Origin of the sequence: Ruminiclostridium hungatei, assembly GCF_002051585.1 — a bacterium.
Lineage (GTDB): Bacteria > Bacillota > Clostridia > Acetivibrionales > DSM-1351 > Ruminiclostridium > Ruminiclostridium hungatei.
The window spans coordinates 150,284-166,865 of record NZ_MZGX01000007.1 but is presented as its reverse complement, the minus strand read 5'-3'; the positions used below and the strand labels follow the sequence as shown (position 1 = coordinate 166,865).

At 41.5% G+C, this 16,582-nt stretch carries 13 protein-coding genes; all 13 read left to right on the top strand.

Features of this window, described 5'->3' with window-relative positions:
• The first annotated feature begins 26 nt into the window (after positions 1-26).
• The 13 genes from CLHUN_RS07050 to CLHUN_RS06990 all read left to right on the top strand — a co-directional run bounded on the left by CLHUN_RS07050 (position 27) and on the right by CLHUN_RS06990 (position 16,438).
• A complete protein-coding gene (locus CLHUN_RS07050; protein WP_080063873.1) occupies positions 27-419 on the top strand; it encodes a hypothetical protein in 393 nt (130 codons plus the stop codon).
• Between the two features lie 211 nt (positions 420-630).
• On the top strand, positions 631-1,230 hold the full coding sequence (locus CLHUN_RS07045) for a GNAT family N-acetyltransferase (protein WP_242656461.1): 600 nt from the start codon (positions 631-633) through the stop codon (positions 1,228-1,230).
• A 567-nt stretch (positions 1,231-1,797) separates the two neighbouring features.
• Positions 1,798-2,994, top strand: a complete 1,197-nt coding sequence (locus CLHUN_RS07040) for a GGDEF domain-containing protein (RefSeq protein ID WP_080063872.1) — start codon at positions 1,798-1,800, stop codon at positions 2,992-2,994.
• 125 nt (positions 2,995-3,119) lie between these two features.
• Positions 3,120-3,797 (top strand): response regulator transcription factor, encoded by a 678-nt coding sequence (locus tag CLHUN_RS07035; protein WP_080063871.1) that lies wholly within the window; start codon positions 3,120-3,122, stop codon positions 3,795-3,797.
• A complete protein-coding gene (locus CLHUN_RS07030) occupies positions 3,787-5,283 on the top strand; it encodes a HAMP domain-containing sensor histidine kinase (RefSeq protein WP_080063870.1) in 1,497 nt (498 codons plus the stop codon). Before CLHUN_RS07035 ends, CLHUN_RS07030 begins: the two co-directional genes overlap by 11 nt.
• Before the next feature lie 76 nt (positions 5,284-5,359).
• On the top strand, positions 5,360-7,003 hold the full coding sequence (locus CLHUN_RS07025) for a putative manganese-dependent inorganic diphosphatase (protein ID WP_080063869.1): 1,644 nt from the start codon (positions 5,360-5,362) through the stop codon (positions 7,001-7,003).
• 295 nt (positions 7,004-7,298) lie between these two features.
• Entirely contained in the window at positions 7,299-7,985 is a 687-nt protein-coding gene (locus CLHUN_RS07020; protein ID WP_080063868.1) for a polyphosphate polymerase domain-containing protein, read from the top strand.
• 41 nt (positions 7,986-8,026) lie between these two features.
• Positions 8,027-8,698 carry a DUF4956 domain-containing protein gene (locus CLHUN_RS07015; protein ID WP_080063867.1) on the top strand — a complete coding sequence of 224 codons (672 nt, stop codon included), beginning with the start codon at positions 8,027-8,029 and terminating at the stop codon, positions 8,696-8,698.
• An 18-nt stretch (positions 8,699-8,716) separates the two neighbouring features.
• Entirely contained in the window at positions 8,717-10,660 is a 1,944-nt protein-coding gene (locus tag CLHUN_RS07010; protein ID WP_080063866.1) for a CotH kinase family protein, read from the top strand.
• Positions 10,661-10,785: 125 nt separating this feature from the next.
• Complete coding sequence (locus CLHUN_RS07005; protein WP_080063865.1) at positions 10,786-12,114, top strand: hemolysin family protein; 1,329 nt, start codon at positions 10,786-10,788, stop codon at positions 12,112-12,114.
• A gap of 76 nt (positions 12,115-12,190) precedes the next feature.
• Entirely contained in the window at positions 12,191-14,449 is a 2,259-nt protein-coding gene (recQ, locus tag CLHUN_RS07000; protein ID WP_340148327.1) for a DNA helicase RecQ, read from the top strand.
• A 379-nt stretch (positions 14,450-14,828) separates the two neighbouring features.
• Positions 14,829-15,197 carry a DUF2089 domain-containing protein gene (locus CLHUN_RS06995; RefSeq protein ID WP_080063864.1) on the top strand — a complete coding sequence of 123 codons (369 nt, stop codon included), beginning with the start codon at positions 14,829-14,831 and terminating at the stop codon, positions 15,195-15,197.
• A gap of 32 nt (positions 15,198-15,229) precedes the next feature.
• Positions 15,230-16,438, top strand: coding sequence for an SHOCT-like domain-containing protein (locus CLHUN_RS06990; protein WP_080063863.1), 1,209 nt, complete (start codon positions 15,230-15,232; stop codon positions 16,436-16,438).
• The last annotated feature ends 144 nt before the right edge of the window (positions 16,439-16,582 follow it).

Genomic DNA, 16,582 nt, shown 5'->3' with positions numbered 1-16,582 from the left:
ACCCGCAAGTAACGGCAAATATAGAATTGAGAGATATTACAGATGAAGAATATGCTAGCAATGCTTTAGAGAAATATAGTATTGAAAATCTTAAAAAAATATTTGTTCAAATAGATATAGTGAATTCAAAAGATTGTAAAGAAAAAGATATTCAAATACCTGATCTTTTTGTGATTGATCGATATGACAAGATTAGGTCTATAAAGGGTAGTGGTAGCGATAGTAACAATCTATATAAAGAAAACAATGCACAAGCTGTGAAGTATGTAATATTTGATTCAACGGGATTATCAATAAATGATATAAAAAAAATATATAAAGATGAAATTATATCGGTAAAAATAATAACAAAAAAAGGTAAAGAAATAATGCTTACCTATAATGTGGGAGAAATGTTAAAAGACGAAACAAGTAGATGAATATACTATGGAGGATTAGGAACATGTCTGAGAAAATTATACAGCTAAACGAATGGGAATAATCAAATAGGCGTTGGAGGAACTGGTCAGGTCGAGGTAGAAGAGACTCTGAAAATGATAAAGATCAAAGTTGTTGCCTTTGAAACTGCAATTATCCCTCCACTTTGTCATATCTTGTGTATCATAGTATAATTTTATAATCGGGGGCACTGTGAAAATTGGGCCTGATATTTCAATGAAAAGAGGACGGGTTGACATGTTTGATATTTATGAGGAATGTCCTCAGTATAGCGGTGGGCTTGTGAGTTTAAGAGGAACTGTTGCGGAGGATGCGGAAGAACTTCTGAAGTGTTATTCCGACCTTGAAGCAGTACCTTTTTTCAATTCTGACAACTGCCACGGAGATGACTTCCATTATGAAACCCTTGAAAGAATGCTGCAGGCAATTGAGTTTTGGGATTTCTCGTACAGGAACAAGTATTTTGTCAGATGGACCGTAATCTTAAACAGCACCGGTGAGAAGGTGGGAACTGTAGAAATGTTTCACAGATTGGCAGAAGATGAATTCAATCATTATGGCGTACTCAGGATTGATTTGCAGAGCAGGTGTGAAACCAGGGAGATTATTGGGGATATCTTAAATATTGCCCGAGATGATTTTTATACGGCCTTCAATGTTAAGGCCATGCTTACAAAAGCCGTACCTGATGCCTCTCAGCGCATTAGTGCATTGACTGAGAACGGATTTATACCACTTGGCAAAAAGCTTATGACCTATGACCATTATTTTTTAGGAAAAATGCTGGAATAACCTGATTTATAAGGCTTTTACTTGTTCAGTTTTTACTTGTTTATGCCTGAGGAATGTTATAGAATATTATTATTATCGATTTAGTCGAGATTATAAAGTTTCATAAAGAAGAACTTCATACTTTTCCCACTGACTTATCAAGCCTTTATGCTGCCACTTGGACAATATCGGGAAATAATGCAGAATATAATTATAAAACTTATCTCAAAGCGGGCATTTAACCGGTAAAAAGCCATATGCAAAATAAATTTAGACATTTTAGACAGAAATTAGGATAATAAAATTGTTAATTATATCCAATATTTTTTTTCAAACTTATTATATAATATTCATTATTAAGATTCATTTTGAATTATTTATTTTTAATTAATCATTTAAATATTCGTTTTGAATTATCATAAAGTCAATTACGGTTGAAACCTTCGCTTTCAGGCATTTTATTTTAAAGGTTTCAACAGTTCGGGTTTTAAAGAGTTTATACTTAAGGTGGATTTAGGCTCAAACCCAAGCCATCGGCTTTAGCTATTGTAATTGACTTTGCAAAAATGGAAACAGGAGTGATCAGATTTGCTGACAAGTGTTATCCGGGAATTTTATTCCGCACTTATAACTTCATTAATAATTTGCTTGGTTATATGCAGAGTAAACAGAGATTTAAAAAAAGTTCCTTTGATAAGCTATGCCTTAAGCAGCCTGTCCATTGCATCGATTGTAACTCTGATAAATTTATTAATGCCTGATTTGAATATGGGTATCAAATGGATTTGTTTCAGCCTTGTGGCGGTATTTGTTGTAATGACCTTTTACAGGTACAACATGTACTATACTGCAATATCTGCCGTTTTCAGCGTTTTGATTGTAGGGTTGGGCAGCCTGCTGGTAGCGCTGGCTTATGCGTATCCATTGGGGCTCAGCATGAACCAGCTTAAGGACAGTTTTGTGCATACCACCTTTTTGGGCTTGTCTGAGTTTGTGTTTTCGTGTGCCATTATGAAATTGATGGCGGATGACTTTATGAAAGCACGGAAGAGGATATATAAAAAGCATAAAAAATTCATGATTTTACTCTGTGGGAATCTTATAACTGCATTTGTAATCCTTTTATTTGTATTCAGTCTTCTGAACTATGCCATTGAATTCAGGTCAGCCATTGAAGAAAGCAGAACGGTATATGTAAGTGCCATTTTTGTTGTCGCAGTATTGATATCTTCCATAATTGGAACCATATATCTGATAAATTACTTCTTGCTTAATAAAATTAAATATGACAGGCTTAAGACAAACACACTCAAGGATTTAATGACCGGAACCCTCAACAGGGGCTCAGGGCTTAAGTTTATTGAAGAACAGATTGAACTGTGCAAAACACAAAAAAAGAGCATGACCATTTGCTATATTGACGTCAATGATCTTAAAGTCATTAATGATATGCTGGGACATAGGGAAGGGGATTTTCTCATTAAGACCATAACAGGCACTATCAAGAAAAATATAAGGGAAACCGACGTGATAAGCAGGCTGGGCGGAGATGAATTTGTCATAGTTTTTCCGGGCTGTACCATGGAGTACTCTGAGAAGCTTATGAATAGAATTTCCGGGGAATTAAGGCAGTTGAAGCCTTTTACAAATAAAGACTATACAATCAGTATAAGCTATGGGTTTTCGGAATATGACGGTGAGCTGGAGATTACGGTAGATGGGCTTCTGGACGAAGCCGACCGCCAGATGTATCAAAACAAGAGAGCTATTAAAGCTATGGCTTGAGTGCAATTACATAAATTTCATTTGAAATTCACCCGCCCTTCACAATTATTTTATGAGGATGATATATAATAATAACATCCCGGAAATGACTTGAAGGGTCTTTCTATTTTAAGGAAGGTGACTGTATGTATAAAATTCTGGTAGTTGATGACGAAACGGGTATAAGAGAAATTATTAAAAAATATGCAGTCTTTGAAGGCCATGAGGTCAGCGAGGCGGCTGATGGAATGGAAGCGGTGGATATATGCAGGGAGAGGGAATTTGACATTATTATAATGGATATAATGATGCCGGAACTGGACGGATTTTCAGCCTGCAAGGAAATAAGGAAAAGCAGAAAAACACCGGTACTCATGCTTTCGGCCAGAGGCGAGGAGTATGACAAAATACACGGCTTCGAGCTGGGAATTGACGATTATGTGGTAAAGCCCTTCTCGCCCAAAGAGTTGATGATGCGGGTCAACGCAATAGTAAAAAGAAGCAATGGTACTGCTGCTGATGAAAACAAGAAAGAGATTATAAGCTTTGAGGGCCTGACGGTGGATTTTACAGGCAGGCTTGTCTATATTGACAAAGTTAAAACGGATATGTCTCCAAAGGAATATGACTTGCTTTTTTACCTTGTCAAGAACAGAGGTATTGCTTTAACCAGGGAAAAATTGATAACAGATGTATGGGGATATGATTTTTACGGCGACGACAGGACTCTCGATACTCATATCAAGCTTCTGAGAAAGAGTTTGGGAAATTATAGCAAATATATAGTTACCCTTAGAGGGGTGGGATATCGCTTTGAAGCTTGACAAAATGAGCATAAAATTTAAGCTCTTTTTCTATTTGTCCGTATTTGCAGCAGCTATGCTCATAATGCTGTGGCTTTTTCAAATCGTGTTCCTTGACGATTTTTACAGGCAGATAAGAATTAACAATATAAAAGACTCGGCTGAAACCATTGAAGAAAATATAAACAATGATAACCTCAATATCTTGCTGAACTCAATATCCCAGCAGAATCAAACCTTCATAAGGATACTGCTGGAGGACGGCTCAAACGTGTTTTCTTCGGATGCTGCCCCTGACAGCCTGATTCACAGAATGCCCAGCAGCGAACTGTATGCGCTGTATCAGAAGGCTCTGCAGAACGGCGGCACTCTCCTTGAACTGCGTACCAGGGAGGAGCCCAAAGACATATTGTACAAGGACAAGCCTTTCGAAGGGAAAATGCCCCGGGGCTATGGCATGAAGGATGAAAGCATGATTTATGTTGAAACAGTTGAAAAGGAAGACGGATCAAAGGTTATTATCTTCCTCAATTCCACAATAACTCCTGTAACTGCGACTGTAGACACTCTCAGGATACAGCTTGTATATGTCACGGCCATTACTGTGCTGCTGGCGCTGGGCATGGCACTTTTTGTGTCAAAGAGCATATCCCGGCCCATCATAAAAATCAACAGTTCAGCCAAGGAACTGGCCAGAGGCAATTATGATACCGTATTTGAGGGAAGGGGCTATCTGGAAATTGCTGAGCTCAATGATACGCTTAATTATGCCGCAAGAGAGCTGTCAAAGGTTGAGGGACTCAGACGGGAGCTTATTGCAAATATTTCTCATGATCTCAGGACACCCTTGACAATGATAACCGGCTACGGAGAAGTTATGAGAGACCTGCCCGGCGAGAATACTCCCGGAAATATCCAAATAATAATTGATGAGGCAAAAAGACTTACCACCCTGGTAAATGATATTCTGGACATATCCAAGCTCCAGTCAGGAACCCAGGCATTGACTGCTGAACGCTTCAATCTGACAAAAGGCATAGAGGAAATATTGAAGAGATACGGCAAGCTGACAGAACAGGACGGATACAGGCTGAAGTTTGAAAGTGCAGGAGATATATGGGTCAACGCCGACCCGGTAAAGATTTCACAGGTCCTTTATAATCTTATAAATAATGCAATAACCTACACCGGAGCAGATAAAACCGTTACTATAGCAGAACGGATCAGTGGTTCCCGCGTCAGGATTGAGATAATTGATACAGGAGAAGGTATAGCAGAGGAACAGCTCCCTCTTATATGGGACAGGTACTATAAGGTGGATAAGGCACATAAGAGGGCTGCCATAGGAACAGGATTGGGACTTTCCATAGTAAAAACCATTCTGGATATGCACAGGGCTGAATATGGCGTAATCAGCAAAAACGGCCAAGGCAGTACTTTCTGGTTTGAATTGAGGCTGGATAGCAGGGACGCAGAGACGAAGGAGGGGGGCTGCAAATTAACTTGAAGGCGGCTGAAGATTAGTGTAAAATTAGGGTTGGCTGTAAAAACTCAAACTCTAATTGTTCATGGAGGCATAATTAGTGAGTGAACTAATATATATTACAGGTCATAAAAATCCCGATACGGATTCCATATGCTCCGCTATCGCTTACGCCGAGCTGAAAAAAAGACATGCGATGAATGCTTTGCCTATAAGGATAGGCGATATTAACAAGGAAACGGAATTTGTGCTTAAATATTTTGGAGTTGATATTCCGGAATATAAGGAAACCGTCAGGACGCAGGTGTCCGATCTGAATATGGACATTATAACTCCCGTTTCGGAGGATATTTCAATCAAGTCGGCCTGGAGCATAATGCAGAAGAATAATATCAAGGTACTGCCGGTGGCCGATATAAACGGCAAACTATTAGGTATCATTACCTTATCTGATATTACAAGCAGCTATCTGGATGCGCTTGAAAACAATATCCTTTCTGCCAGCAATACTCCCCTGAGAAACATAACCGATACACTGAATGCCAGGCTTATATGCGGAAATGAAGACCGGTTCAGAGCCGCCGGAAAGGTGGTGATTGCAGCCATGATCCCGGAGGACATGGAGCCCTTCGTTGAAACCGGGGATATAGTCATTATCGGTAACAGAAAGGACAGTCAGTTAAAGGCTGTCTCCATTGGTGTAAGCTGCATTATACTCACCTGCGGAGGACAGATTGACCAGGAGGTATTGAAATATGCACAGGAGTCGGGCTGCATTGTACTTGAAACGAACTATGACACATTTACAACAGCGAGACTTATAAATCAAAGCATTCCCGTCAGCTATATAATGACCAGGAAACAGCTTGTGGTTTTCAATATTCACGACTATATAGACAATATAAAGGAAAAAATGCTTAAAACAAGGTACAGAAGCTATCCGGTTGTTGATGACGAGGGCAGGATAGTGGGCTTTATTTCCAGATACCATCTGATTTCTCAAAGGAGAAAAAAAATCATACTTGTGGATCACAACGAAAAGGCTCAAACCATAGATGGGATTGAACAGGCCGACATTCTCGAAATCATTGACCATCACAGGATAGGTGATATTCAGACCAGCTATCCCATATACTTTAAAAATGATGCTGTGGGCAGTACCTCCACACTTATTGCAAACATGTATTTCGAAAACGGCTTGAATCCCTCCAAGAAGATAGCAGGAATTCTCTGTGCGGCGATTATATCAGATACCATGAAATTCAAATCCCCCACCAGCACTTATGCTGACGAATTGTCCGCAAACAAGCTGGCAAAGATTGCGGATATAAATATTGAAGAATTTGCAACTGCACTGTACAAGGCAAGTGCATCCCTTGAAGGAATGAGTCCTCAAACAATCCTGGACTACGACTTTAAGGACTTTATCCTCAATAAATATAAGATTGGTATAGGGCAGATAAACTCCAGTGATTCAGAGGCCTTCGGAAAGGTTAAGGACAGTCTTCTGAAGCATATGAAGATTGTGCAGGAAAATAAAGGCTACAGCCTGATACTGCTGATGGTTACCGATATTATAAACGAAGGTTCCGAAATCCTGTTCGCAGGAGATGACTCGGGATTGGTGGAAAAGGCATTTAATGTTAAGAACGGGGAAAGCAGCGCTTTTCTGGGCGGCGTGGTTTCCAGAAAGAAGCAGGTAATTCCCATGCTCTCCAGAGCCATACAACGAGAAATGATTTAAAAATAGAGGCTGTCTCTTCAGGAGACAGCTTTTTTTGTACCGGTGCCAGTTGCTTCAATTGGTGCCGCTCCTCTTCAAAAAGTCCAAAAGCTTCCCGTGAACGGGCATTTCTGCTGGTTACTTCAGCTCCGCCTATTAATACTTGCTTATTATATCCGGCATTGTTAAGTAAATGTTAACTTTTTATACAGAATTCATTCCATGTTCAGAAAATCATCACATTCATATATTATCATTTGTCATGTAGCTGGCAGTGGCGTAAGAACCAAATCATAGCCATAAGGGAGTGTTATAAATGGGTGAGCCCAAGCTCAGACATGAGATAAAACACAGCATAAATTTCTCCGATTACCTTGCACTGCGCAGAAGGCTGAAGCTTATAGCAAAGCCTGACCCGCATGTTGACCAAAGCGGAAAGTACAGAATCAGAAGCCTTTATTTTGATAATTTCAGCAATAAAGCCCTTTTGGAAAAGATAAACGGCGTCAATAACAGGGAGAAATTCCGTATCAGGTATTATAATGACGATTTGAGCTTTATCAGGCTTGAGAAAAAAGGCAAGGTAAACGGTTTATGCTTTAAACGGTCGGCGGCACTGACTAAAAAACAGTGCGAACAGATAATTTCAGGCGAGCTGGATTGGATGAAAGAAACCGCCCATCCCCTGCTGCTGGAACTTTATTTTAAAATGAACTATCAGCAGCTAAGACCAAGAACCCTGGTGGATTATATGAGAGAGCCTTTTGTTTATGAGCCCGGAAACGTCCGTATAACAATTGATACTGAAATCAGAACCGGCTTGAATTCCAGGGAGCTCTTTATCAAAGATTTGCCTACTCTCAAAACCAATCAGAATAATGTGATTATTTTGGAGGTAAAATACGACGAGTTTTTGCCCGGTATTGTAAGAGATATTATTCAGGTTGACAACAGGAGAAATATGGCATTCTCGAAATATGCCGAGGCCAGGGTGTACGGCTGATAAAAAATTAAAAACAAAAAATTATTTTACTGGAGGCTGACATGACTTTTAACGACATTTTTAAATCAGGCTTTATAGAAAAGGTGAGCACCTTTTCACCGCTGGATATGGTAATTGCGCTGGGTCTTTCCTTTATTCTCGGTCTATTCATTTTCTATGTCTACAAGAAAACCTTTAACGGAGTAATGTATTCTGCAAGCTTTGGTGTATCTCTGATGGCAATGACTCTTGTGACAACACTGATAATTCTGGCAGTTACCTCTAATGTGGTTCTGTCTCTTGGCATGGTGGGTGCGCTGTCCATAGTGCGTTTCAGGTCTGCCATTAAGGAACCCATGGATATTGCTTTTCTTTTCTGGGCCATCTCGGCAGGAATTGTCACCGGAGCAGGATTAATTCCTCTTGCTGTTTTCGGCTCTCTTTTCATAGGAATAATAATGCTGGTTTTTGTAAACAAGAAAAGCTCCGACAATCCATATATACTGGTAGTGAACTGTGCTGATGAAAGCTCTGAAGAGCTGGTGACAAAGACTGTAAATGACAGTGTGAGAAAACATATGGTAAAATCCAAGGCCGTATCAACCAATGGAATTGAACTTACCATTGAGGTCAGGCTTAAGGATATGGCCACCAGTTTCGTAAACAGCATTTCGAAGCTTGAAGGAGTGTCCAATGCCGTTCTCGTAAGCTATAACGGGGAATATATGTCATAGGCTGGAAGGGGCGTTTTTATGATAACCGGTAAGAAAATAAATGTCTTCATAATGAGTATGCTTGTCGTGGCTGTTATCTTTACCGGCTTGATTGTCTTAATCCCCAAGACCCCCGGTGAGGGCGTGCAGCCTGCACAGCCGGAATATGCCGGCAACGTATTTAATAAAGACAGGATAACTGAAATTGATATAAAGGTGGACGAAACACAGTGGCAAAAGATGCTTGATTCCGCCCAGGAAGAATATATTTCCTGCGACCTCACCATCAACGGCAGCACCATAAGTACGGTGGGGATAAGGCCTAAAGGGAACTCCAGCCTGGCTACCGTTGCCAGGTCGGATTCCGACAGGTTCAGCTTCAAGTTTGAGTTTGACCACTATATTGATGGGCAGACCTTTATGGGACTGGATAAAATGGTAATAAACAACGTCCAGTCGGATGCCACCTATATGAAGGATTATCTGTCTTATGACCTCATGACGTATATTGGAGTCAAAACACCTCTTTTTGTATATGCGGATGTGATGGTAAACGGAAAGGACTGGGGGCTGTATGTGGCGGTGGAGGCTATTGAAGAGGCCTTTGCCCAGCGTAATTATGGCAGTGATTATGGAAGGCTCTACAAACCCGAGAGTATGGAAATGGGCGCTGGAATGGGAGCGGGAGGCGGCAGAAATGGCGGTAATGACGGAAATTGGGGTGCAAGGCAGGCACCGCCCGGAATCAATAATGCCGCCCCGAATAATGCCGGGCCGAACAACGGCGGCAACAGCACATCCAATAGGAACAGCAGTACAAGCAAAGGCCAGTTCCGGCAGCAAAATGGAGGCGGAGTAGGAATGGGTGGCTTCGGCGGGAACGGCCCCAGCGGCGGTACCGACCTGAAATACACGGATGACAGTATAAGCAGCTACTCCAATATTTTTGACAATGAGGTCTTTAAGGGCTCAAAGGATGATTATAGCAGGGTGATAGCTGCCATTAAGAATCTGAATTCCGGTACCCAGCTCGATAAATACATTGATGTGGATTCCACATTGAGATACCTGGCCGCCAGCACGGTACTGGTGAATATGGACAGCTATTTCAGCGGCATGAAGCATAACTACTACCTGTATGAAGAAGACGGAAAGCTGACTATGCTGCCCTGGGACTATAACCTTGCATTTGGAGGCTTTCAGATGAATTCTGCTGAGGCGGCGGTAAACCTGCCCATAGACACTCCGGTTTCAGGAATAAAAATGTCGGAGAGGCCTATGGTGGCGAAGCTGCTGGAGGTGGATGAATACAGGGAAAAATATCATGAGTACCTGAAACAGATTGTTGATGAATATTTCCAGTCGGGAAAATTTCAGCAGACAATAGACAAGGTTGACCTGCTTATATCAGAGTCTGTTAAAAATGACGCTACTGCTTTCTATACACAAGAGCAATATGCCAAGGCTGTTCAAACGCTTAAGGAGTTTGGGAGGCTGAGAGCACTTAGCATAGCGGGACAGCTTGACGGCAGCATTCCGTCAACGTCGGAAACACAGAAGGATGCTTCTGACAAACTCATAGATACAGCTTCCATAAATCTTTCGACGATGGGCTCACAAGGAGGAGGCGGTATGGGCGGCGGCCGGGGACAGCCTGGAAACCAGCTGTCTGCAAACAGCCCGGCAGGAGAGCAGCAGAATGAAATGCAATCGCCCCCGGGTGAAAACGGGACACAGGACGATTTCCAGCCCCCGGATGGGATGCAGCTTCCAGACGGGATGCAGCCTCCGGATGGCTTTGAGCCACCTGATGGAGCAGGCCCTCCGGGAAATATGCAAGTTCTGGAAAGACCCGGAGAAGATAACCAGGGAAGAAACGGCATGGCTGTGGGCTCAAACCTGGCCATTCTGGCCGGCAGCGTGGTATTCCTGGTGGCGGGGCTGATATTTGCAGTGAGGTTTAAACGAAACAAGTATTTTTAAATTTCAAAAAAGGGCGGCGGATGAACTTTCAGTATCCGCTGCCCTTGCTCATTTGACACATATATATGTTTTTAGTATAGTTAAGATAATTACATACTTTTACATAATTTTGGAGGAAGAATTACTTGTTTACCAGGATACTGCTGCTCATAGTCCTTATCTTCTTAAATGCATTCTTTTCCGGAGCAGAAATTGCGTTGATTTCACTAAACGATAAACGCATAAAGAAACAGGCTGATGAGGGTGATAAAAAGGCCCGGCAACTGCATAATTTTCTCAGCGAACCCAGCCGGTTTCTTGCTACAATTCAGATAGGCATAACCTTTGCAGGTTTTCTTGCCAGTGCCTTTGCGGCTGAAAGCTTTGTTGATGATCTCGCAAGCCTGGCTGTCCGCTTGAAATTCCCACTGGGAGAAGCCTTGGTCCGCACCATTTCTCTTATACTCATAACTATCGTACTTTCATATTTTACACTTGTGTTTGGTGAACTGATTCCCAAAAGGATAGCCATGCAGAAGGCGGATTTTATTTCCAGGCTTGCAGTGGGGCCTCTGATTCTCTTGTCCAGGCTGACAAATCCTTTTGTGAAATTTCTCACCGGTTCAACCAACTTTTTTATCAGGCTGCTGGGAGGAAACCCGTCCGCGGATGACCATGAAAGGGTCACAGAAGAGGAAATACGCATGATGATGGAGGTTGGAGAGGAAAAAGGTGTTATTCAGGATACTGAGAAAGAGATGATTGATAATATCTTTGAATTTGACAACAAGCATGTTGCAGAGATAATGACCCACAGGACAAAAATAGTAGGCATTCCTGTCGATTCCGACCTGGATTATGCTCTCTACATAATGGACAAGGAAAAGTATACCAGAGTACCCGTATACAAAGATAACATTGATAATATAGTAGGAATACTGCATGTTAAGGATTTGATCCAATATATGCTCAGTCCCTCGAGGCAATTCAATCTGTCGGATATAACAAGGAATCCGTATTTTGTTCCCAAATCAAAGCGGACAGACGAACTGTTCAAGGAGATGCAAAAGGACAAATTGCATATGGCAGTTGTAATTGACGATTACGGAGGAACAGCAGGAGTGGTCACCATGGAAAACCTGCTGGAGGAGATAGTCGGAAACATTTTTGACGAATACGATATAGAGCATAAGGATGTCGAATACCTTGACAATGACACATACATATTTGAAGGTTCCATAAGTCTTGACAAGGTTGCGGAAATATTGGATGAGCCTTTTCCGGTGGGCGATTTTATCACACTGAGCGGCTTTATAATGGATCTGCTTGGCAGAATACCAAAGAACGGTGAAAATCCACAGGTGGAGTACCAGAATATCCAGTTCAGGGTGGCAGAACTGGAAGGAAAAAGAATAGTGAAGGTGGAAGCCGGAAGAAAGGCAGGTACTTCCGTGACAACCGTATGTAAAGAGTAATTTGATGAGGAACACTCAAGATGAAAATTGTATGAGGCCTATACAGGCCCAAATTCCCAGAGGAGGGGATAATGTTTTGCTGAAAAACCAGATATTGAAGCAATATTTTGGATATGATACGTTCCGAGAGGGACAGGCAGAAATGATTGACAGTATTTTGAACGGAAGGGATGTTTTGGGCATCATGCCGACAGGGGCTGGAAAATCACTGTGCTTTCAGGTTCCTGCCCTGGTGTTTTCCGGAATTACTCTTGTCGTTTCTCCTCTCATTTCCCTTATGAGGGATCAGGTGCAGGCACTTGTTGCCAATGGGATTCCTGCTGCTTTCATCAACTCAACCCTGTCCTCTGCCCAAACGGCAAAGGCGATTGACAATGCCAGGAACAACAAATATAAAATTATCTATGCAGCGCCGGAAAGACTTGATCTTCCGGAATTTCTGGAGTTTTTGCAGCGGTCTGACATTTCAATGGTAACGGTGGATGAGGCGCACTGCGTATCTCAATGGGGTCAGAATTTCAGGCCAAGTTATCTGAAAATCCGTGATGTGATTGAGAAGCTTCCCAAAAGACCGGTCATTTCGGCATTTACAGCAACAGCAACCAGTGAGGTTAAAGAGGATATCATCCGCCTTTTAAGCCTGTCGGAGCCTGGTGTGCTGATTACGGGTTTTAATCGTGAAAATCTCAGTTTTGAGGTAAAGAAGCCGGCAGACAAGTACCGGACGGTGATAACCTACCTGAAGGAGAATCCGGATAAAAGCGGAATCATCTATTGTTCCACCCGTAAAACAGTGGAGGAAGTATGCAGCAGACTGATTGGGGATGGTTTTAATGCAACCCGGTATCATGCAGGTTTAACAGAAGAAGAAAGAACACGCAATCAGGATGATTTTCTCTATGACAGAAAAGCGGTCATGGTTGCGACCAACGCCTTCGGGATGGGAATTGACAAGAGTAATGTCGCTTTTGTTATTCATTACAACATGCCGAAAAACCTGGAGAGCTATTACCAGGAGGCAGGAAGGGCCGGCCGTGATGGAACCCCGGCGGAATGCATCCTGCTTTATGGCGGACAGGATGTCATTACAAATCAGCTACTGATTGACAGCGCAAATGACCGGGATGAAATGGAACCTAAAATGCTGGAATTGGTAAAGGAGAAAGAACGGGAACGGCTGAAAAAGATGACCTATTATTGCCATACCTCCGATTGCCTGAGAGAATACATTCTGAAGTATTTTGGCGAGAGGACGGTTGGTTTTTGCGGCAACTGCAGCAATTGCAATGACAATTTTGAAAAAACGGATATCACAGAACAGGCGCAAATGATTCTCTCCTGTATTGCCAGGTTGAAGGAACGCTTCGGCATTAAAATGGTGATAGATACCCTTAGAGGAAGCAAATCGGAGAAGGTGCTGAAGCTTGGACTGGATAAGATAAAAACGTATGGAATAATGTCCGGGGTTCCGGAAAAAAGAATTCGTGATATCATTCATTATTTGGTGCTCCAGGAGTATTTGCTGCTTACCAATTCGGAGTTTCCGGTTGTCAAGCTGGCAGCCAGGTCGAAGGAAGTGCTGCAGGATAATGCCAAATTATCCATGAAGATGCCAAGAGAGAATGAAGCGGGCAATAGTCTTGCAAAAGCGGCAGAGAGAAGGAGAAAAGCATATGGGAACAGTTCATCAGATTCCAGGATTGAGAGCCGGAAAACCGCTGAGGACCCGGGGCTGATGAAAAAGCTGAAGGAGCTGAGGCTGAAAATAGCTCAGGAAAAGAAGGTCCCCGCATTTGTTATTTTTTCTGATGCAACGCTGGCGGACATTTGCCGCAGAAGGCCCGCCAACCTGGAAGAGCTTCTGGAAGTGTCCGGTATAGGAAAAGTAAAGCTGGAGGCCTATGGTAAAGTGCTCCTGGAGGTTATAAACGATTCCGGCGGTGCTGATATGCCTCAGCCCATTCAGACGGGATACGGGCTGGAGGAGGTATGCCAATTGATTATAAATACCGTGGAATTGACGGAGGAGCCTGTGCCTGTCAGCATGGTTGTGGATAAAATCAATATTATCCTGCTGCAGTGTGATTTTAAAGCAGTATCTGCACAGAAGTTAACAGAGTATCTGGTTCAGTATGGATATCTGGAAATTGTAGAGGAGAACGGCAATAAATCAAGAGTTGCATCCTTAAAAGGTATGGAAGCGGGAATTACGACGATTATAAAAGCATCCCACAAGGAAAGCTATAAGCAAAACCTATATAATAGAAATGCACAGAATTTTTTAGTGAGCAATATCCGGTCTGTTTTAAAGTATGTTTACAAAATAGAAGGATAGTAGTGCACTCCTGGCCCACACAGCCTGTGTAGTGTCTTGTTGGTTTTTTCTATGAGCTTTTTTGTACCTGCGGGGTTTTTCTGCCGAAAACTGAAAGGTTTCGGAAATAGACCTGTTTTTGCCACGTCTGTGCATCAGATAGATATAAATTATATAAATGGACAAACAAATTAATATATTTAATTCATTAATTATAAAAATTAATATGTTAATTAAAAATATTTAAATAAAAGTGTTGACATTTTTTGTGAATAGGAATAATATATATTTGTAAGATAAATAATATTAAACGATTAATTAAGAAAATTAATTTTTTATACAAAAGATTTAAGTGTTAATAAATAATTCGAATATTTTTAAAATTTTAAGAGGTGATTTTATGGCAAGAGAAGCTTTCGGTAAGTGCCCGGTTTGCGGGAGTGAAACAGAGGTAACAAGAATAACCTGCAATAGTTGTGATACGGTTATTGAGGGACATTTTGCACTATGCAAGTTCTGTAAGCTGAACAACGATCAAAGGAACTTTTTGGATGTATTTATAAAATGCAGAGGAAACATAAAGGAAGTTGAAAAGGAACTTGGAGTGTCCTATCCCACTGTTAAAAACAAACTTGAGGATGTTGCTTCCGCGCTGGGACACAAAAGTGAACCTGTCCCCGAAGTGCCGGGCAGAAAAAAGGAGATACTTGATAAACTTAATGCGGGTGAGATAAGTGTTGAAGAAGCATTAAGCCAAATGAAGGAATAATAAAAGCGGGAGAATTAGGAGGGAGTTTGACCATGTCTATTAGCGAAGAAAGAATATTGATATTGAAAATGGTGGAAGAGAAGAAAATTTCCACTGAAGAAGCTGCTAAGCTTTTGGCGGCACTTGAAGAAAAAACTGAAAGAGAAAATACGGAAAATTTCAATTATAGAAGAAATCAGAAATCCAACGGCTTTGCCGAAGAAGCTGCAAAGGTAAGAGACAGGGTAAATGAGTGGAAGAAGGAATTCAAGACCAATTATAACCAGGCTGATTTTGACAACATGATTGATGATTTTTCCGTCAAAGCCGAAAAGTTTGGAAAGAATGTTGCCAGCACCACTGCTGGAATTGTCGACAAGGTTATTGATTATGTGGGAAGCTTTGTAGATACAAACTCCTTTAATATTTTCGGAAGCCTGCAGACTGTTCAGAAAAACTATGAAGTTATTCCGGCAGAGGGGGCAAATCTTGAAATAAGCGGGGTCAACGGAAGTATTGTCATCAAAAAGCATCTCGATTCCAAGGTTATGATTATTTCAAGGATAAAAAGTGCTTCTCCCAATGGCGAGGGGATTGTGATCTTTGCAGATGATCCTGAAAACATATCCATAAAGGTAGGAAGCTCAGCTATCAATGTAAGTGTTTCACATGAGGTATTCATCCCGGATATTAAGTTCAAGTCCATAAAGATTGAAAATTCCAACGGCAAGATATATATAGAGGATTCACTCTCTGAAGAGGTGGAGGCGGTAACAAAGAATGCACACATCGATCTTATGGGTGTAAACAGCGGCAAAGTGTCTGTAAGTACCAAAAACGGCAGAGTTCAGATGAATTATATAATCAGTGACAAAATCGGCATAGACACCAGCAATGCTGTTATAGATATAAAGCATATCAAGGTCAGGGATGTAAGTGCTGTAACAATAAACGGAAGAATAAATATTGAGAATGCTCAAAATGTGGATGAGAATTCAGATATGAACATGTACCTCAAGACATCCAATGGCGGTATCAAGGTTAATATGAACGATATGGACAACAGGGTATACAAGATAAAGGCTCATGCCAGCAATGGATCGATTAACCTGCTCATTCCTGAAATTGTTTACCACAATGTAAACCGCAAGGGGGTCACAGGCAGCTTTGTTGAAGCTGAAAGCAAGGATTATGCCATGGGGATTGGAAAGGTAAATATTACCAGTGAGACCATGAACGGCCAGATTGAAGTAGTGAAATAGACCTGGAAGGGTTAAAAACGCTTACGTGATATAATTTTATATAGAATTTTAAACCCCAAAAAGAACTATCTTTAAAGGCTACTTAAAGGTAGTTCTTTTCTTGCGTCAAGGTGGCATTCATGTTATAATAACTAATTGCGTAAC

Coding starts and splice junctions, on each gene's coding strand:
- CLHUN_RS07035 (WP_080063871.1), top strand. CDS start 3,120: ATGTATAAAATTCTGGTAGTTGATGACGAAACGGGTATAAGAGAAATT.
- CLHUN_RS07020 (WP_080063868.1), top strand. CDS start 7,299: ATGGGTGAGCCCAAGCTCAGACATGAGATAAAACACAGCATAAATTTC.
- CLHUN_RS07015 (WP_080063867.1), top strand. CDS start 8,027: ATGACTTTTAACGACATTTTTAAATCAGGCTTTATAGAAAAGGTGAGC.
- CLHUN_RS07010 (WP_080063866.1), top strand. CDS start 8,717: ATGATAACCGGTAAGAAAATAAATGTCTTCATAATGAGTATGCTTGTC.
- CLHUN_RS06995 (WP_080063864.1), top strand. CDS start 14,829: ATGGCAAGAGAAGCTTTCGGTAAGTGCCCGGTTTGCGGGAGTGAAACA.
- CLHUN_RS06990 (WP_080063863.1), top strand. CDS start 15,230: ATGTCTATTAGCGAAGAAAGAATATTGATATTGAAAATGGTGGAAGAG.